Raw genomic sequence first — 19,080 nt, 5'->3', positions numbered from 1 at the left:
TCCTCGAACGCAGTCGACCAGCACCAACAAAGCAACGTTTTCCAGTAGAACACGCAATACGGGCGTGGTGGAACCACTTGGCGCTGATCGATCACGCCGTCCGACCTGATGGAGCTAAGTCAGAAGAACTCGTCGAGGAGTGTGTAGAAGGCAATTCGGTCCGGGTCGATCAGGTCTGAGCCGTATCGGTTCGTGAACCGCTTCACGTATCTCGGGCCGAACCACGGTTCGTCCTCGATTGCCAACTCACGGATGGTGAGGGCGAGATCGAGGTGTCGATCTGCTCGGCCCAGACGACCCACATCGATCACGCCGGTTACTCGGCAGGTTGTCGGGTCGAGCAGGATGTTTTCCGGTGTCAGATCGCCGTGACATACGACCACGTCTTCGACGACGGGGCGTGTCCGGTGCAGTTCGGCGAGCAGTTCTTCGCCGGGCCAGTCCAGGTAGTCGTTCTCGAGTTCGTGGAGATCGATGAGACGTAGAACCGAGGAGCGTCGGATTGTTCGGGCGTCAGACGGTACACCGATGCGCCGGACTGACCAGCAGTGACGGAGGCCCACGTGTAGTGCGGGAACATCTCTCGCAACTTTGCGTGCATCATTTCACTCTTCCTGAGGGGAACTGCCCTTGCCGTAACTCTCTCTGACGCCGACGTCCATGGGGAAACGGACGACTGTGTCGCCGAACAACAATCGAGTTGCCGAAGCAGCTGCGGCCAGCACGTGCGCGGTACCGGTTTCGGGGTTCCGGGTATGCACGACCACTTCGTCGTGCTGGAAGAAGACCAATTCGCCGTCCGGATCTTCGGCGAGTCGGCGTCTGAGGTCGGCCAGGAGGCACAGCGCCCACTCGGATGCCGTGGCCTGCACGACGAAGTTTCGCGTGAAACGGCCGCGGGCATGAGCGTCGCCGTGGGAGTAGAAGTCGGGAGACGTTGGGGGACAGGCTCGGCCGAGCAGTGACCGAACCACCTCGCCGCGCTCGCCTGCCTTGGCAGCTTGCTCGACGTACTCGACGGCGACCGGGAATCGCTTCCGCAGCAAGATGAGTAGTGCTTTGGCTTCACCCGCCGTCGCCCCGTACAGGACGCCGAGGATTGCGACCTTGGCTTTTGCGCGGTCGCCGCCGAAGGCTTCGGCACCGACAAGCGCGTACAGATCGTCGTCGCCGGCGGCGGCCATCATGCGGCGGTCGCCGGACATGGCGGCCAGAATTCGGGGTTCGAGTTGACCGGCGTCGGCGACGACGAACACGTGACCGGGATCGGCGACGACGCTCGAGCGCATGGTTTTAGGAATCTGCAGGGCTCCGCCGCCTCGGCTCGCCCACCTGCCGGAGACGACACCACCGGGAACGTAGATGGGGCGGAATCGATCGCCCCGTACCCAACTGTCCATCCACTGCCAACCGTTGGTGCTGTACAGCTTGGCGAGTTCGCGATGACGCAGGAGCAACGGCACCGCAGGATGATCGATCTCCTGCAGAAACCACTTGCGCGTCGACGGCAGTTCGATGCCCTGGCGCCCGAACGCCTCGGTGATTTCCACCGACGACGAAGGATTGACCGTGCGCCCGAAGACCTCACTGATCTGGGCGGCAAGTTCCTGCATACGAGCGGGGAGGTCGTAGCCGGTCGGGCGAGGCCCCAGCCGTTCTTCGAGAAGGGCACGGTGCTTCTGGGTCGAGAACGGCAGACCGGTATGCGTCATCTCCGCGGCGCTGAGTGCCCCGGCCGACTCTGCTGCGATCAACAAATCCAAGCGCGCATCCGTGCCGATGGTTGCGCGCTGCTCGGCGAACTCGGTGGCGACAGCGAGGGGATCGAGAACGGGGGCGGTGTCGAAGAGACCGAGGCGATCGTCGTCGAACTCGTCGGCAGGAGGTGACGGTTTGCCGACGCGCATCCCGAGGATCGCGCGGGTCAGGGAGATGTCGTGGCACCGCTGCACCCGTACGCCTGCCCGCAGTAGGGGTGGGTACACGGTTGCCGTACTCGGCCACACCCACCGCGGGTGCTCAGCTTCCTCGATGGTGCGTACCGCTGCAATCAGGTCGGGATACTCGACGGGATCGGCAAGCGGCGTTCCACCGGGATCGGTCCGTAGGACAGTTGCCGTCACAGCTCCCGTGGACGTCGTACTACCGGGGACCAGGACAACTCGCACGGGATCAGTGTGACGGCAAGGTCCGACACGACAACGCTCGACGCTGCTCAGGCACCGACGAACCGGATGTGCTGACCCGGGCGGGCTTGGCCGAGCCGGTCGATATCCGCGTCCGCGACCACTCCGACCACCGGATAACCGCCGGTTATGGGGTGATCGGCGAGGAACACAACAGGTTGGCCGCTGGGCGGGACTTGGATCGATCCGAGTGCCACGCCTTCGGTGGGCAGTTCGGTGTCATCTGTTCGTCGAAGCAGTTCTTTGGCGCCGACGCGATCGAGGCGTGCACCGATGCGGTCCGAGTCGGTCGAAACCGCCCATCGTCCCTGGACGAGTGTTTCGGGGTTGGTGAATCGATCTGCACGAGGACCGAACACGACTCGAATGTCGAGAGTCTCGTTTGTCATCGGCGGCACCGGTGCGAGGTCGACGAGTGAGAACACGGTCGGCAAAGGTCCGATCGGGAGAACGACGCCAGGCTCGACAGGCGCCGGACCGATCCCGGACATGGTGTCGGTGCTGCGCGATCCCAGGATCTCGGGAACCACAATGCCGCCCCTGACGGTCAGATACGTCCGCAGTCCATTCGGTGCGTAGTTCAGGCGGACAGTCTGACCAGGCCGAACATCGATCACGCTCGAATGCCCGACCGGAATGGCGTCGAGGTAGGCCTGTGCGGGGGCCCCGGTGAACGCGATCGTTGTCGGTTGCTGCGCCCGAAGACTCAGCCCACCCAGGAGGATTTCGACGCCTGCAGCGTCCTCGTTGTTACCGACGAGCCGATTGCCGAGTCTGAGCGATCGCCTGTCTGCCGCACCGGAAACTCCGACGCCCGAGCGAAGGTGCCCGGTCCGTCCAAGGTCCTGGATCAGGCTCAGCGGTCCGGTTTCGAGTATCTCCAGGCCGTTCATCGTTGATCCTCGTCCACGAAGCGCACGCGTCTTCCGGGCTGAACAGTGGCCGGTGGTGTGGCGTTCAGGTCCCACATCACGGCGTCGGTGCTGCCGATGATCTGCCAGCCGCCCGGCGATGCCCGCGGGTAGACCGCGCTGTATCCAGCGGCCAGGGCGACGGAACCGGCAGGCACTGCGGTTCGTGATTGAGTTCGACGGGGTACGTCGAGCCGAGTGTCGCCTGAAGTCAGGTAGGCGAAGCCGGGTGCGAATCCGATGAAGGCGCAACGCCACATTGCCCCGGTATGAGCCGCAACCACCTCGGATCGGGTCATACCGAGTGACTGTGCGACGTCGTCGAGGTCGGGCCCGTCGTACCTGACGGAGATGGTGAGCAGGTCGGTCTCGGAATGCGCGTCCACGATCGCGGCGGACTTTGACTGCTCCAGATCGTTCAAGCACTGCCGGACGTACGCGAGATCTGCAGTCGGGCTGCAGGTGACCAGAACGGTCCGCGCTGCGGGTAGGAAATCTTCTACCCCGACCGGGGTGTTTCGCGTCAGCGCTTCGGTGAACGCGAGCACGTCGGCTTCGGAATCGAGGTCCACGAGGAGGGCGCGTTCTCCTGCGGGAAGTATGCCAGTCACCGGGAGGGCTCCATATCGATGCGAGCCCGCTCCACGTCCGCTCGCATGGCCACGATGAATCTCGCGATGGTGGCTCGCTCGGTGGCCGTGTAATTGCCGACGGTGTTCACCGCCCGTGAAATGAGTGGGCCGAAGAAGTCCTCGCCGAGTGTGACCGCAGCTGGTGTGACCTGCAAGAGCACCCGCCGCCGGTCTGCAGAGTCTCGCTCCCGCGCCACGTGGCCCGCTTTGACCAACCGGTCAACCAGCGCAGTCACGGACGCCGAGTTGATACCCAACTGCGAGCCCAGCCAACCCGGCGTTGCCGGTGTGCTCGCGCGCTCGGCGTCGAGAAGGCAGATCAGCGCGCGCACGTCGGTGGAGTGCATCGTGTATTTGGTCGCAAATCCGGAAACCGCCACGTTCAAGTCGACGGTCAGCGCGCGAAGCGAGTGGACGATCGCCATCGCTTCGTCTTCTGTATCGCCGACGCTCATGGATATCTCCCAGCCCTGGTGTGTTGTCTCTCGATTGTCTATTATCTCGATAGTCGAGAGAAAATGGGGGTGGGGAATGGACTTCAATCGGGCATACGACGCCGTGTTGACGAAATGGCCGCAGAAACCGCTGGGTGTCGATCTCGCAGGTCGGTTCGGCAGCACACATGTGAACGTCTGTGGACCCGAAGACGGGGAGCCATTGATCCTTCTGTCCGGGGGAGGCGCCACCTCGACGGTGTGGTTCGACAACGTTGCGGCGCTGTCGAAATCCCGGCGTGTTTTTGCCGTCGACACCCTGGGCGATGCCGGACTCAGCATTCCGAATGGTGATCGGATGAAGTCCGTCGACGATCTGATCGAGTGGATGGACTCGATTATCGAATACACCGGCGCCGACACCGTCGATGTGATCGGACATTCCTACGGCGCGATGATTGCGTTGGCCTTTGCGCTGCATCGACCGAATCGTGTCGGGAAACTTGTTCTGCTCGATCCCAATTCGAGTTTCTCCGGCATGAAGGCCGGCTACCTTCTGCGTGCGCTTCCTCTGTTGCTCAAGCCGTCGCGAGCACGCCGACGGCGACTGTTGGAGTGGGAGACAGGCGAGTTGAGCATCGACTCCGACTGGCTCTCACTTGCGGAATTGGGCACTTCGGATCTGCCCCGACCCAATCTGGTAGTGCCTCGACGTCCTTCGGAGCAGGACTTGAGCGCTCTTGATGTCGAGTTGTTGGTGGTCTTCGCGCGGGGCGGGCGGGTGCATGATGCGGCAACAGTGGCGAAGGTAGTACGTGAGCGTGTTCCCGTAGCACGCGTCGAGGTGTTGGAAGATGCTTCACACCACAGCATTCCGATGGTTCCCGCCGATGAACTGAACCGGGTGCTCGTCGATTTCTTGGAGAGTTGACGGGCGTGTTCAGGGCGCGACGATGCCCCCGGGCCGATCGGGGTGGCCGGATTGACGTTGACCGTTGCGACCGGCCCGCCAGCGGATGTCTGGTAGGCCATCAGAGAGTGCTCACCGGGTGCAGTCGGAGTCCACGGCGCGACAGCATGGCCGAGAACCGCCGGCAAGGTGAAATAGGGAACGATCGTGACGTCGACGACCTCCGCGGACGCTGACGTCGCGGAACAGATAGCAGCGCTCGCGCAGAGAGTGGCGGCAAGCGTGGTGGTACGAGCAATTCGTGAAAGTGCCATACCAGTAGGTCGGTTTTATCTGGGTGGGCATTGCAACAGGAAGGCCCTGACCTCCATCAAGGTCAGGGCCTTTCTTTGTGTCGAGCTACTTCTCTGTCGAGCTACTTCTTGGAGACGCGGATCAGCTTCTTGTTGACGAACTCGTCCATTCCCCACGGGCCGAGCTCACGGCCAACTCCGGAGCGCTTGACTCCGCCGAAGGGCAGACCGGGCAACGTCGTACCGTGCTCGTTGACAAAAGCCATCCCCACGTCGAGATCGGCAGCGACCGACCGCGCGGAATCAAGATCGCTGCTCCAGACGGATCCGCTCAGTCCGTAGACCGACGAATTGGCAAGTTCCACAGCCTCGGTGGCCGACTTGACCTTGTAGACGACGCCGGCAGGTCCGAACAGTTCTTCGCTGTAGGCCCGCATGTCCGGGGTCACGTCTGCGAGCAACGTCGGTTGAACGTAGGCGCCAGGGCCGTCGATCTTCTTTCCACCGGTCAGTAGCGTTGCGCCCTTGGACACAGCGTCGTCGATCTGCTCGATCAGAGTGTCTGCCGCGCTCTGTGAAGAGAGCGGACCCAAGACTGTGGATTCGTCCAACGGGTCACCGGCAGTGACGGATTCGAAGGAGGTCGCCAACTTGCGGGTGAAGTCTTCGTAGAAATCTTCGGTGACGATGAAACGCTTGGCCGCATTGCAAGCCTGGCCGGCATTGGACAGCCGCGCCTTGGTTGCTGACTTGACGGTGGCATCCAAGTCGTCGGAATCGAGGACGATGAACACGTCGGATCCGCCGAGTTCGAGAACTACCTTCTTGAGATTGCGTCCAGCAGTTTCCGCGACACTGGTGCCTGCGCGTTCGCTGCCGGTCAGTGACACACCTTGAACGCGCGGATCGGCGATCATGTCCGCGATCTGCTCGTTGGTCGCGAAGACGTTGACATAGGCGTCGTCCGGCAATCCGGCTTGTCGCAGAATCTCTTCCATCAACAACGCCGACTGTGGACAGTTCGATGCGTGCTTGAGAATGATCGTGTTGCCGAGCATCAGATTCGGTGCCGCGAAGCGGGCGACTTGGTAGTACGGGAAGTTCCACGGCATGACGCCGATGAGAGCGCCGATCGGTCGCCGGTACACAACCGACTCCTCGGCCCCGGGAACGTCGAGTCGTTCTTCCTCGAGCAGCGCCGGACCGTGATCTGCGTACCACTGATAGATCGCGGCCGAGAGCTGTACTTCGCCCTTGGCCTCGCGGACCGGCTTACCCATCTCCAACGAGATCATTCGGGCCAATTCGTCGGCGCGCTCTGTGTACAGTTCGGCGGTCTTGCTCAGGACTGCCGCACGTTGCTGTGGCGCACTGTTGCGCCAGGTCAAGTAGCCGCGATGCGTGTTCGCAAGTGCGGCTTCAACTCCGGCGTCATCCAAAGTATCGAATTCCCTGACGGTTTCACCTGTCGCGGGATTGACTGTTTTGTAATTAGCCATAGTTGTACAACGTGCGGAGGGGGCTCGAAGATTCCCGAAATGCGCAATCGAAATGAATCGGCTCAACAGGTTTCGATCACATACCGGTTGGGTACCATGTCACGCCACTTTGGGTCGATGAGTACGGTCGTAGCCTTTACGGTCGTAGAAACGGGTGGTCACGATGCCGAGTACGACACCGATCAGTAGACCCACCAACGTCATCCAGATGGCATGCAGCAGGCCGGCCTCACCGCGCGCACCGAAGAACAGGATCGACCGTGTGCCCATGTAAATCTGGTGCATCGGCTCGAACTGGGCAAGCCAGGCATACAGCCTGGGGCTGGCTTCGAGGGGGATGGTGCCGCCGGAAGAGGGCAGCGCGAGAATGACGAAGACGAACAGGTTGATCAACATGCCCAACGAGCCGAACGCGGCCATCACCGACATTGCCGTGATGCCGACCGCAGTAATGACCAACGCCCCGTACTCCCACAATGCAAGCCCATGAGTGACCGGCATACCGAGGGCGCGACTGATCCACTGGAACAACGCGGAGACGATGCCGGACAGCACGATCATGAACGCCCATTTCACGAGCAGCGTCCGAAACCTGTTGATACCCACAACATCGTTCTGAACGAAGAGCGGACCGAATTCGGTGGGCGCATAACCGAGCATGCCGTCCACCAGAGAATTGACGACGGTTGCTCCGGTGAACCCGGCAAGGACCAACAGCAGCGCGAAATAGAATGCAACCAAACCGAATCCGGTGCCGTCGGGAAGCGGATCGTGGGCCACGGTGAGTACGTTCACCGGATTCTTGAGCAGCAGGCGGCTCGCTCCGGAGATCTGGGTTCCGGTGCCTCCCGCCTCCAACTGCGCGGTGACAAGGGTGGTGAGCTGCTCGCCCATGTTCTTGTTGAGCGACGCGAGGGCTGTAGTACCGATCGATTGGACCAGAGATGCGGAGACGGAACCGGCTCGGGGATTGGTGTAGATCGTGATGATCGGTTGTTCTACATCACCGGCGACGACGCTCGCCTCCGCCAGGATGATCGTCCTCTTCGTGAAATCACTGGGAATCGCGATCGCGCCGTACAGCGTGCCGGAGTTCAGCCGTGATTGCGCTTCGGCGATACCGATCTGCTGCAGGTCGATCTTCTGGTGGTCGATCCCGCTTTCGAGGCCGGCGACTATGTCGTTTCCGAAATTCTTGCGGTCGGCGGGATCACCACCCGGGAGGGTGTCGCCTTCGTCCTGGTTGACGAGGGCGATCGGAAACTGGTCCAGATGTTTCTTGGGGTCGAGTATCCCACCCATGTAGAGCGCTGCCAGCGCAGACATCAAGAGGGTGACCACTATCAATGGTGTCAACCAGAATCGTGGTGTGTGCATGACGGTGCGGGCAGACGGCTCCGTGTTCTTGCTCATCGTCAGTCGACCGGCTTTCTTTCGCGCGGAGTTCCTCGGGCTGAGCGTAAACGCAAAGGTGCGCCGGGGCGGTCTTTCGATCTGCCCGGCGCGCTAGGGACCTGTCCGTCGTGCTCGGGACCTGCCCGGCCGGCGACGGGCCGGCAGTCTGATCCGAAAAGGCTGAGAACGGATCGGTAGGGTATGGCGCGCGGCAACCCTGCCGAGACGATTTCGGAGAAACCGTTGACCAACGTGCTGATAGTTGTCCTGATACTTGTGGTGATCGCTGCCGTCGCGTTTGTGGTCCTGCGTGGACGCCAGGGCAAGCCGAATGCCCGCGTCGACCCCCTCGCCGACTATCCCGAGGTGTACGACCCCCACAAGATCGGGGTCGGCGACATCATCACGTACGCGGGTATCGACCACGTTGTTCGAGGGAGCATCACGCTCGACGAAGAGGGGTACATCTGGCGTGAGCATCTTCTCGACGGGTCGACCGGTCGCCGCTGGCTGACGGTCGAGGACGACGAGGGAGAACTGGAGATGACTCTCTGGATGCGTCGAGAAGGAACCAACCTGGTCCCGAACGGCGACGTCATTCTCGACGACAAGGTTCACCGCAAGATCGAAAGTGGAACGGCGAAGTTCACTGCCGAAGGTACGACGGGTACGGCCCCTGCCGGTTCGATGGAATACGCGGACTACGCAACCGCCGACAAGACCGGCCTGATCGCGTTCGAGAAGTGGGCGCGCGGACAGTCGTGGGAGGTTTCCACGGGACGAGCGGTGACGCGCAGCGAACTCACCGTCATCCACTCGGGCCCACCGGAATGAGTCTGTATCTACTCGACGTGGAACCGACCGACGTGGATGCCGCTGCACTGGGATTGGTACTGGGGGCTCCTGCGCCGCCGGCCCTCGCCGAGTTGGTGATCGAAACTGCCGATGCGGCGTTGACGCTGGGGGTACTCGGGGCGTCGCACGTGGTGACGGCCTGGGCGTCGGGAAAGAAGCTGACCGAACAGGTTTCGTGTGATGCTCTTGCAGCCGGCGGTGAACCGTTGCCCGCAGCGGAGTCCACGGACAACTACCGGTTCGAGTCTTCCTCAACGGTTCTGGACCGATCCGAATTCGATTCGGAAGCTGCGTCGTTGAGAGAATCCGCCGGTCAGGACGGTTGGATCTGCGGATCGTTTCCCGGCGACGACACGGCATTGACCGCTTTGTGCGGCGTGCGAGACCGACAGGGATGGAGTTGGCAGAGTTGGCATTTGTACCCGGGGGAGGGGACAGGAGTGATCGTGAAGACACGCAGCAGGTGGCAGCCGTGAGGGGGCGGACGTGGTTGGCGCCGGTGATGGTGGCGGCCGCAATTGTGTTGTCCGCGTGCGGTGGTGGCGCCAAGGACTTCATCGCGGACAACTATTCCAAGTCGTCTCAGAACGGTGACGTCGTTTTGTACTCGTCGAAAGATCCAGTAGGGACGACGGTGTCGCGAATCGTCGACGCTGACGAACCGGCGGCGCGAAGTGCTGACGGCGGCAACGAATACCTGCGCTACGACGACGACATCGTCACTGTCAGTTCAGCTTCGGGCGGTGGCAGCACCATCAAAGTGGAGGACATCGACGGCACGTATCGCAGCGGCGGATACGCGTACCTGGGACCGGGTTTCAACCCGGGATCCCCGGCGGGCGGAAGCAGCGGCAGTGGCGGCTCGGGTAGTGCTAAATGACGGTAGTGCTCAATGACAGGGAGATTCGCGTGAATAACATCTTTGCATCCACTTCCGTCGAGATCGGAACGGTGGATCCGGCACTGCTCGTCGGTGGCGTTCTCGGCACTCTCGCCTATTTCGTCGTCGGCGTAGCGGTCCTGGCCACGGGTTTCCTGGTTCTCGACCTCGTGACACCCGGAAATCTCCGCCATCAGGTTTACGTCGACAAGAACCCGAACGCTGCGATTCTGTTGGCTTCCAACCATCTTGCGCTGGCGATCATCGTGGTGACGGCAATCCTGACCAGTTCGGACGGTTTTGCTCAGGGGCTCGCTGACTCTGCGGTGTACGGACTGTTCGCGATCGTGTTGCAAGCGATCGCGCTGCGTTTGATGAACGCATTCCTTCCCGGCAAGCTGGTTGCGCTGGTGCAAGATCCGAAGATGTGTGGCGCCGCGTGGGCTGTGGGTGTGAGCTTGCTGTCCATCGGTTTGGTGAACGCCGCAGCGCTCACCTGATGGTTGCCGCTGATCCCGATGTGAAGGTTGCCGAGCGTTCGACGATGCTCGGCTCACGTGCACGTGTGCTTCTTCTTGCCGCTGTTGCCGCGTGCGCGGCGTGCGGCCTGATCTACGAGCTGGCGCTGTTGACACTCAGCGTCAGTCTGACCGGCGGCGGCATCACCCAGACGTCGTTGATCGTCGCGGGATTTGTTGCGGCTCTGGGTATCGGAGCGCTGGCCGCCAAACCTCTGCTGGGGCACGCTGCCGTTTCGTTTGTGACGGTCGAGATACTGCTCGGCCTGATCGGTGGATTCAGTGCCGTCACGCTGTACGTGACCTTCACGTTCTTCGGCTCCAGCGCAGCAGTTCTGGTGGCAGCAACGGCGCTGATCGGCATCCTCGTCGGTGCTGAAGTGCCTCTGCTGATGACGCTCCTGCAATCTGGTCGGAGCGACAACGACGCACAGAGCACCGGAAAAGTGCTGGCCAACCTCAATGCCGCCGACTACCTCGGCGCGTTGATCGGTGGTCTGCTGTGGCCGTTCGTACTGTTGCCGTGGGCGGGCATGATTCGCGGCGCCGCACTCACCGGCATGATCAATCTCGTGGCCGCGGCGGTTGTGGCGCTGATCCTTCTTCGGTGGCAGCTCAGCCTGCGCGCACGATTGATCGCCGTCGTCGCAATGCTGTTGGCGGCGAGCTTGATCGGATGGCTGCTGATCGCGGCATCGGACATCGAGACCACGTCGAGGCAGCGGCTGTACACCGATCCGGTGGTGGCCGCCGATCGGTCGGTGTACCAGGAAATCGTCGTCACCGAGCGAGGCAACGACGTGCGCTTGTTCCTCGACGGAGATCTGCAGTTCTCCAGTGTCGACGAGCATCGGTATACCGAGTCGCTGGTGTATCCGGCACTGGTGAAGGATCCGCGGCGGGTGCTGATTCTGGGCGGCGGTGACGGCCTCGCTGCACGGGAAGTGCTGCGGATGAACAGCGTCGAGCAGATCGTGCAGGTCGAACTCGATCCGGCCGTGATCGAGTTGGCCAACACCCGTCTTCGCGATCTGAACGCGGGAGCACTCGAGGATCCGCGGGTGGACGTCGTTATCGACGACGCGTTCCGGTGGTTGCGAGAAAGCCCGGAACCGGGTTTCGACGCGGTCATCGTCGACCTCCCGGATCCTGACACCCCAGCACTGGGTCGGTTGTATTCCATGGAGTTCTACGGACTTGCCGCTGCCGCGATGAATCCGGGCGGGTTGATGGTCGTCCAGTCCGGCAGTCCGTACTCGACACCGGACGCGTACTGGAGGACGGTGTCGACGGTATCGGCTGTCGGACTGAGTGTCTCGCCCTACCACGTCTTCGTGCCGAGCTTCGGTGATTGGGGATATGTACTCGCGCAAGCAGGATCCACCCCGCCCGAGCTTCGTCTGCCCGCTGATGTGCCGGAACTACGGTTCCTCGACGAGCCGACGCTGGCGTCGGCGTCGGTGTTTCCGCGCGATCGCCCGAGGCGGGAGTTGGAGCCTTCGACCCTCGACCGGCCACGCATTGTCGACGATATGCGCAAGGGCTACGAACGCTGAACTCCGGACCGAGTAGCTTGAATCGAGACTCTCGGCTACGACGGAGGTACGGATGACTGTTCGGATCGAGGAGCGCGCACCGGGAGTCCGGTTGCTTACGATGGATCGCCAGGAGAGGCGCAACGCTCTCGACCCCAAGACGTACCGCGAACTCACGGAGGCGATCCGGGATTCGGACGGCGACGATGCAGTGCGGGTTTCGGTGCTGACGGGTGCCGGCGGTGTCTTCACCAGTGGTAACGACATCGGAAGTTTCCAGGACACGGCCGGGAAAGACGGCGGTGAGGCCAAGGATCTGTTGATCGCACTTGTCACCGCGCGCAAACCGATTGTCGCAGCGGTCGAAGGGTTTGCAGTCGGGATCGGCACCACGATGTTGTTGCACTGCGACCTGGCGTTTGCCGGACGAGGTACACGGTTCCGCTTGCCGTTCGTTCCGCTGGGGCTCTCACCTGAGGGCGGATCGAGCTATTTGTTGCCGCAGATCGCGGGTCTCAAACGCGCAACAGAACTGCTGATGCTCGGAGATATGTTCGACGCCGACGAGGCTGCAGAAGCCGGTCTGATCAATCGCGTCGTGGAGGCTGGCACCGCACTCGACGTGGCGCTGGACCGTGCAGTACGCATTGCAGACTCCCCGGCTGAATCGGTAGCGCTCACGAAGATGCTGCTCCGTCGGCCGCATCTTGACGCCCTGCTGGAAACCATCGACGTGGAGACGGATCATTTCGCGAGACGGCGACGATCCGATGAAGCGCAAGAAGCATTCGCGGCTTTCATGAAGAAGAGGTGACCGAAATGAATGGTGCACAGTCACTTATCCAGAGTCTGGTCGACTCGGGTGTCGAGGTGTGCTTCGGCAATCCCGGAACGTCCGAGATGCATTTTGTTGCCGCACTCGATTCCGTTCCCCAGATGCGAGCCGTACTCGGCCTGTTCGAGGGCGCTGTGACCGGTGCCGCGGACGGCTACGCACGGATCGCCGGAAAGCCTGCCGCGACGCTGCTCCATCTCGGCCCCGGAATGGCGAACGGACTGGCGAACCTTCACAACGCGCGCCGCGCCCACACACCGATCGTGAACATCGTCGGGGACCACGCGACCTGTCACCACGGTTTCGACGCTCCTCTCGAATCGAACATCGATGCGCTGACCGAGTGGCTGGAGGGGTGGAGTCGACGTTCCGAATCCACCGCGACCGTCGGTAGCGATGCGGCGGACGCCGTTGCCGCGTCAATGGATTCGCCCGGAAGAATCGCGACACTGGTCCTACCTGCCGACGTCTCGTGGGGCGAAGGCGGAGTGCTTGCGGAGCCTCGGGACGTACCGCCGCTGGCGGAAGTTTCTGCAGCACAGATCGACTCGGTGGTAGGCGCGCTCAATGCCGAGGGCCGCGCGACTCTACTGCTGGGCGGCGCAGCGTGTTCCGAAGCCGGACTGCGCGCCGCTTCCCGTATCGCCGTCGCGACCGGTGCGCAGATTCTGGTCGAGACCTTTCCGGCCAGGCTTCAACGGGGCGCGGGGCTACCGTCATTCGAGCGATTGGGGTACTTCGCCGAGCACGCCACCGAACAACTTCGCGGAACAACTCAGCTGGTTCTGGCCGGCGCGGTTTCGCCGGTCTCGTTCTTTGCATATCCCGGAAAACCGAGCGATCTGGCACCGGAGGGCGCCGCGGTGACAACGCTGGCGAGCGTCGGCGACGATGTTGCCGGTGCTCTGGAAGCGGTGGCAGAACTCGTGGCACCGGGAGTCGAACCTGTTTTGCAGGAAGCGAATCGGCCAGCGCTGCCGAGTGGGCCTCTGAACGTTCGAAATTGGGCCGACGTGATCGGTGCCCTGCTGCCAGGCGACGCCATCATCTCCGGCGAGGCTGCCACTTCCGGTTGGGCGATTCCGATCGCCCTTGCCGGAGCGCCGCGCCACGACGTGCTTACCCTCACCGGAGGTGCCATCGGCCAGGGCATCCCGGTGGCGACGGGCGCCGCGGTTGCCGCGCCGGAGCGACCGGTGATCAATCTCCAAGCCGACGGAAGCGCTATGTACACCATCACGGCGTTGTGGACGCAGGCGCGAGAGCAGTTGAACGTCACGACGATTCTGCTCAACAATCGCGCTTACGCCATCCTGCGTGGCGAACTGCAACGAGTCGGTGCAGAAGGCGCCGGCGTCGTCGCACAGTCGATGTTGGATCTGTCGTCTCCGAATATGGACTACGTGAAGATCTCCGAGGGGTTGGGTGTGCCGGCGTCACGGGCGAGCACGGCGGAGGAGTTGGCGGAGCAGTTTGCCGCAGCGTTGGCGGAACCAGGTCCGCATCTCATCGAGGTCATGCTGCCACCCCCGTCATGATTTCGCGTCGGTCAACGATCGTGCATTCAACTGGAGGTTTTTGGTGCTAGCCGCGATCGGTCTGTCACTCCCGCTTGCCCTCGGTCTGCTTTTTGTCTCGATGCCCATGGCGGTGATCGTGCTCGTGATGGTCAGCGCCGGAGCGAATCGCGGGGCGGCGTCCTTTTTACTCGGGTGGGTGCTCGGAATATCTGCAGTTGTCGCGGTGACTATCGTGATCGCGGACTACTCGTTTGCGGAGTCGGAGTCATCGCAGACCTCGGTGTGGTCGAGCGTCGTGCGAATCGTGTTGGGCCTCGTGCTGTTCGGTTTGGCGCTCCGACAGTGGCGAGCGCGTCCGCGAAGCGGGAGTGAGCCGGCAGTTCCGAAGTGGATGAAGAGCATCGACGGGTTGACCCCGCGGAAGGCGTTCGGGTTGGCGTTCTTGTCCGCTGCCGTCAATCCCAAGAATGCTGCGCTGGCGGTATCCGGTGCGGCAACTATCGCGGTCGCCACGAATGTCGTTGCTCACCAGATTGCTGCGGCGGTCATCTTCACGGTGATCGCCAGCGTCGGCATCGCGTCGCCGATCCTGGTGAAGGTGTTCTCCGGCAAGCGAGCCGACGAGATCCTCGCATCAGCGAAGGCATGGATGACCGCGAACAACGCAGTGATGATGGCGGTCATCCTGGCGATCCTCGGTGCTACCGTGCTGGGCGAGGGGCTCAATGGACTGCCATAAGTCGCCTACCATTGGCGGGTGACTGATTTCGACGACGACGCTGCTGGTTCCATTGCCTCCGCTGCTTTGGCTGTTCTGCGTGAGCAAGGCCCGCTGAGTCTCGACGAGTGGGCGACCCAACTCGAGGAGTACGGAACTGCGACCGAGTTGGCCGATGTGCTCGAGTATCTGTCCGAACCGATGCTCGGGTACCTGCCGAACGGAAAGTACGTCGCCCTCGACACGGTCCTCGAAGGGCTCGTGTTCACTCACCGGCTCAGTGAGCTCGAGATTGCATCCGACGTCCTCGACGCGAGCCCCGACCTGGAACCGATCTTGGCATTCGGCGTCGGCGAGGACGAGGCGATCCGAGTGGTCGCGGCGGAAGAAGCAGTGCTGGAACGCGGAGCAACTCCCTTCCGGAGTCGACGAGTCGTGGTTCTCCCGGCCGGAACCCTGGGCGAGTGTGCCGAGGGTGATCTCGTCGGTCTTGCTGTCGAAGACGGAAGACTTGCTTTTCGCCTGATGGAGATCGAGGACGAGCCCGATCTTGCTCCCGCCCTCGACGGGCTTTTCGAGGAAGACGGAGTCGAGGCCCTGGATTCCGTGTGCTGGCAACTCCTGCTCGATAACCCGTCGCTTTTCACGATTCCCATTGCGCCACTGGGCGAGCTCTTCGAGGCGGTAGGCTACGAACACGAGCGAGAATTACTGGCTCACCGTGGATTCGACTTCGACGCTTACGATCTGCAGATTCGGACAGCCTTGGTCGCGAGCACCTACGACCTGACCCACGACGAGGCGGTCTCAGCCGTCGCGTTTGTCGATCTGGCGGATCGCGGATACACCGACGCCGTCATCGCCGATTTCGATATCGCGGACTGGGCCCACCGTCATGTGAGCGCTGCTCCGGATTCTTTTGTCTCACTCGCGGATCCGGGTGCAGCGGTAGCAGTGTTCGATCTCGGATTTCGGAATCAGGATCCGGTGACCGATGCGATTCTCGAAGCGCTTGCGGCCGAACTGGCCGAGCGAGGGCCACGGTCGGTGCGGGCGGCGGCTCATTGGCTGGCCGGTAAGGCCGTCGATCGCCTGGGACGCGTCCTCGATGCGGAAGCGCACTACGAGAAGGCGCTACTTGCCGAATCTGGTTGGGGTCCTGCCTTGTTCGAATTGGCTCAGTTCGCGTCGGACCGCGGGGACGCGATCCGGGCACTGTCACTGCTCGGGCGGATCGACGGCGGAAGTGAAGAGAATCTCTACGCCCTACTGCAGGACTTCGTCCCAGTCGATCACCCGGAACTCGGGCGAAACGACAAGTGTTGGTGCGGTTCCGGCCGCAAGTACAAGGTTTGCCATCTCGGAAAGGCTGATGAGTCCGTGAAGGCGGACGGTCGGTGGTTGTACAAGAAGGCATGTCTGTTTGCCTTTGCCTCCGAGTTCGTCGACACCGTGACCGGGCTCGACGATCTCGAAAACGAAAATCTCTCCGAGGACGAACTGATCGCCGCCACGATTTTCGACGGCTCGGCACTGGATGTGGCTCTGTTCGAGGGTGGGATCTTTGCCGACTTCGTGGCGAGACGCAGCGAACTACTTCCGGAGACGGAAGTAGTGACAGCCGCGCAGTGGCTCGGAACCAGGAGGTCGGTGTACGAGGTGGTCGAAACTTCCGACACCGGCGTCGTGCTGCTCGATCGTGGGTCCAAGGAGACCGTCACGGTTGCTCACTCGGTCGAAGGCAAGCCCGGTGATGTGATCAGTGCTCGGGTCCTGCCGGCCCCCACCGGAGCGCTTGCGGTGGGCGTAATTGCCATGGCTTCGGAATCGCAGGCCGCGAGGGTTCTCGAGGTTCTTGCTTCCGACGATCTCGACGCCGACGAACTGGTGCGCGAGTCGCGTGGAGGCGCCGATCACTCGACCGATGACCGGTGACGATGTATCGAGTCGACCCCGTTAAAGTTGGATAGGTGAACGAACCGATGGATGCCAATGACTTGATCGCCGAAGCCGCGATGGAGTTGTTGCGTGAGCACGGCCCGCAGACAGCGGCGGACTGGGGCACCCTGTTGGCTGACGCCGGGCACGGCACGGCCGAGGACATGGCCGAATTTGTCGAGTACGTCGAGGACCCACTGCTCGGATACTTGAGTGAGGAGCGGTACGCCGCACTCGACACGCTGTTCGAGCATCGAGTGTTGACCCATCGCCTCACCGAGGCGGAGATCAAGTCCGGCGTTCTCGACGCCAACCCGGATCTGATGATGCTGCGGGTTTTCCTCGATCGTGACGACGACGAGATCCACGGCATCAGCGTCGTGCATCGCGGGATCGACGACGATCTGTTGGCCGATCGTGGGATCGAAGACCCCGAGTTCCCTCACGACGAAGGTTTCCTGCTCGACACCGACACCCTTGCCGAGTGCTCGGCAGGTGACTTGATCGGATTGTTCGTCGCTGACCGTGAGTTGACGCTCTGCACCATCCCCGAGGTACTGGATCCCGCACCCGGATTCGGCGAGAACCTGGCGACGGTCCTTGCCGACATCGGTGCTGACACCCTCGACGCCATTGTCTGGCAGTTGATGCTCGACGAGCCGTCGCTGTTCCGTCAGCCGACCGCCCCGCTGGGCGAGATGCTCGAGGCGGCAGGTTACGTCCGCGACGGTGATTACGTTGCGGTGGACGGTTTCGATTTCGAGGCATACCACCTGGCGAATCGCGCTCGGATGCTCGAGATTCGAGAGAACCTGCACCCCGAAGAAGCCGCGTCGGTGATCGCCTTCGTCGATGTGGTCATGGCCGCGAAAGCCGAAGGCGCCGAGGATGTCTCGGATTGGGCGCGCAAGCAGGTCAAGGAGTACCCGCAGACCTTCGCCGGCATCGCCGAGCCGCCTGCGGCTGCGGCAGCATTGGAACTGTTGTCCGAACTCGATGATCATGATTCCGCATTGCACTCTGTTGCAACTGCTCTCGCGGAGAAGGGGCCGCGTCGAGTCAAGCCGGCAGCGCATTGGCTGGCAGGCAAAGCTGCGGACCGTCTCGGCAAGATCCTTGCCGCTGAGGCGTCGTACGAATCAGCACACGATCTTGATCCCGACTGGACTCCCGCGATCTTCGATCTGGCGCTACTGGCGGCCGATCGAAGCGACGTGACGCGGGCTCTGGCTTTGCTGGGCCGGATCGAGGGTGGCGAGTCCGAAGTTCTGCACGAAGTTCTCCAGCGTTACGCACCGGCCGAGCACCCCGAACTCGGTCGAAATGACAAGTGCTGGTGCGGTTCCGGTCGAAAGTTCAAGGTTTGCCATCTCGGTAAGTCCGAGGTGTCTTTCGACGATCGGGCCAGCTGGCTCTACGTCAAGGCTCAGTTGTTCTCGCGCACGCCGGAGTACTTCGACGCCGTATTCGATCTTGCGCTCATTCGTGCCGAGCAGTTCAACAGCGAAGAAGCACTGACGCTGGCCGTCGAAGGCGGTTTGGCCGTCGATGCTGCCTTGTTCGACGCAGGTATTTTCGAGGCTTTTGTCGAGCGCCGCGGAGAACTGCTGCCCTCCGACGAGCGGGAACTGGCCGACGAGTGGTTGAAGATTGCGCGCTCGGTGTACAAGGTTGCCTCGACGGAGCCGGGACAGTCGGTGACCCTCAGCGACGTGCGCAACGGGCATCTGGTGAAGGTCACAGACGAGTGGGGCTCGCTGAACCTCGAGCCAGGCACACTCGTGTGTGCGCGTGTTCTTCCGGCAGGGTCCACGATGCGCACCTTCGGTGGCATCGAACCGCTTGCGGTAGAAGACAAGAAAGAGCTGATCCAACTGATCGAGTCGGACGACACTGAGCCGGGTCAGCTGGTGGAGTTCCTCAGCCGCGGCCTTGCCGGTGCGCCTTTCCGGTAGCGCGAACTACCTGTGAAGTGTCAGGACATCGTGGACACTTTCATGTGTCATGACCTTCTGGACGGT

At 62.3% G+C, this 19,080-nt stretch carries 17 protein-coding genes and 1 pseudogene; 11 read left to right on the top strand and 7 right to left on the bottom strand.

Translation table 11 applies throughout. The annotated features are described in order from the left end of the window. Positions 1 to 119: 119 nt before the first annotated feature. The 5 genes and pseudogenes from QM716_RS16870 to QM716_RS16850 form a co-directional block, all read right to left on the bottom strand. Positions 120 to 500 (bottom strand): annotated as a pseudogene (locus QM716_RS16870) (phosphotransferase); the annotation flags it as partial. A 105-nt stretch (positions 501 to 605) separates the two neighbouring features. Then, positions 606 to 2,168, bottom strand: a complete 1,563-nt coding sequence (locus tag QM716_RS16865) for a bifunctional 3'-5' exonuclease/DNA polymerase (protein ID WP_283305175.1) — start codon at positions 2,166 to 2,168, stop codon at positions 606 to 608. A gap of 47 nt (positions 2,169 to 2,215) precedes the next feature. Next, a complete protein-coding gene (locus tag QM716_RS16860) occupies positions 2,216 to 3,079 on the bottom strand; it encodes a 5-oxoprolinase subunit C family protein (RefSeq protein WP_283305174.1) in 864 nt (287 codons plus the stop codon). Further along, positions 3,076 to 3,708, bottom strand: coding sequence for a 5-oxoprolinase subunit B family protein (locus QM716_RS16855; RefSeq protein WP_283305173.1), 633 nt, complete (start codon positions 3,706 to 3,708; stop codon positions 3,076 to 3,078). Before QM716_RS16855 ends, QM716_RS16860 begins: the two co-directional genes overlap by 4 nt. Further along, positions 3,705 to 4,184 (bottom strand): MarR family winged helix-turn-helix transcriptional regulator, encoded by a 480-nt coding sequence (locus QM716_RS16850; protein ID WP_283305172.1) that lies wholly within the window; start codon positions 4,182 to 4,184, stop codon positions 3,705 to 3,707. Before QM716_RS16850 ends, QM716_RS16855 begins: the two co-directional genes overlap by 4 nt. 76 nt (positions 4,185 to 4,260) lie before the next feature. Here QM716_RS16850 and QM716_RS16845 point away from each other — a divergent pair, with 76 nt between their 5' ends. After that, positions 4,261 to 5,094: an alpha/beta fold hydrolase gene (locus tag QM716_RS16845; protein WP_283305171.1), complete on the top strand. Its 834-nt coding sequence runs from the start codon at positions 4,261 to 4,263 to the stop codon at positions 5,092 to 5,094. 394 nt (positions 5,095 to 5,488) lie between these two features. Here QM716_RS16845 and QM716_RS16840 read toward each other — a convergent pair whose 3' ends face one another. Further along, on the bottom strand, positions 5,489 to 6,865 hold the full coding sequence (locus QM716_RS16840) for an NAD-dependent succinate-semialdehyde dehydrogenase (protein WP_283305170.1): 1,377 nt from the start codon (positions 6,863 to 6,865) through the stop codon (positions 5,489 to 5,491). Between the two features lie 99 nt (positions 6,866 to 6,964). After that, positions 6,965 to 8,278, bottom strand: a complete 1,314-nt coding sequence (locus tag QM716_RS16835) for a YhgE/Pip domain-containing protein (protein ID WP_283305169.1) — start codon at positions 8,276 to 8,278, stop codon at positions 6,965 to 6,967. A 183-nt stretch (positions 8,279 to 8,461) separates the two neighbouring features. On the opposite strand from QM716_RS16835, the gene QM716_RS16830 reads away from it, so the two are divergent. The 10 genes from QM716_RS16830 to QM716_RS16785 are packed head-to-tail and all read left to right on the top strand — an operon-like array spanning position 8,462 to position 19,014. Further along, positions 8,462 to 9,094, top strand: a complete 633-nt coding sequence (locus QM716_RS16830) for a DUF4178 domain-containing protein (RefSeq protein WP_283305168.1) — start codon at positions 8,462 to 8,464, stop codon at positions 9,092 to 9,094. Then, on the top strand, positions 9,091 to 9,591 hold the full coding sequence (locus QM716_RS16825) for a DUF2617 family protein (protein ID WP_283305167.1): 501 nt from the start codon (positions 9,091 to 9,093) through the stop codon (positions 9,589 to 9,591). Before QM716_RS16830 ends, QM716_RS16825 begins: the two co-directional genes overlap by 4 nt. Continuing rightward, positions 9,579 to 9,995, top strand: a complete 417-nt coding sequence (locus tag QM716_RS16820) for a DUF4247 domain-containing protein (protein WP_502942068.1) — start codon at positions 9,579 to 9,581, stop codon at positions 9,993 to 9,995. Before QM716_RS16825 ends, QM716_RS16820 begins: the two co-directional genes overlap by 13 nt. Continuing rightward, on the top strand, positions 9,992 to 10,495 hold the full coding sequence (locus QM716_RS16815; protein ID WP_502942067.1) for a DUF350 domain-containing protein: 504 nt from the start codon (positions 9,992 to 9,994) through the stop codon (positions 10,493 to 10,495). The genes QM716_RS16820 and QM716_RS16815 overlap by 4 nt, the downstream gene beginning before the upstream one ends. Beyond that, positions 10,495 to 12,069, top strand: coding sequence for a polyamine aminopropyltransferase (locus QM716_RS16810; protein ID WP_283305165.1), 1,575 nt, complete (start codon positions 10,495 to 10,497; stop codon positions 12,067 to 12,069). Before QM716_RS16815 ends, QM716_RS16810 begins: the two co-directional genes overlap by 1 nt. A 52-nt stretch (positions 12,070 to 12,121) precedes the next feature. Further along, entirely contained in the window at positions 12,122 to 12,862 is a 741-nt protein-coding gene (locus tag QM716_RS16805; protein ID WP_283305164.1) for an enoyl-CoA hydratase/isomerase family protein, read from the top strand. Positions 12,863 to 12,867: 5 nt separating this feature from the next. Beyond that, positions 12,868 to 14,421: an acetolactate synthase large subunit gene (locus QM716_RS16800; protein ID WP_283305163.1), complete on the top strand. Its 1,554-nt coding sequence runs from the start codon at positions 12,868 to 12,870 to the stop codon at positions 14,419 to 14,421. 43 nt (positions 14,422 to 14,464) lie between these two features. Beyond that, positions 14,465 to 15,142, top strand: a complete 678-nt coding sequence (locus tag QM716_RS16795) for a GAP family protein (protein ID WP_283305162.1) — start codon at positions 14,465 to 14,467, stop codon at positions 15,140 to 15,142. 18 nt (positions 15,143 to 15,160) lie between these two features. After that, positions 15,161 to 17,056: an SEC-C metal-binding domain-containing protein gene (locus QM716_RS16790; protein WP_283305161.1), complete on the top strand. Its 1,896-nt coding sequence runs from the start codon at positions 15,161 to 15,163 to the stop codon at positions 17,054 to 17,056. Positions 17,057 to 17,091: 35 nt separating this feature from the next. Beyond that, positions 17,092 to 19,014 carry an SEC-C domain-containing protein gene (locus QM716_RS16785; protein WP_283305160.1) on the top strand — a complete coding sequence of 641 codons (1,923 nt, stop codon included), beginning with the start codon at positions 17,092 to 17,094 and terminating at the stop codon, positions 19,012 to 19,014. The last annotated feature ends 66 nt before the right edge of the window (positions 19,015 to 19,080 follow it).

The organism is Rhodococcus sp. IEGM 1409, assembly GCF_030056735.1.
In the GTDB taxonomy this organism is placed as follows: Bacteria; Actinomycetota; Actinomycetes; order Mycobacteriales; family Mycobacteriaceae; genus Rhodococcus_F.
This window is presented reverse-complemented; position numbering and strand designations above follow the sequence as displayed.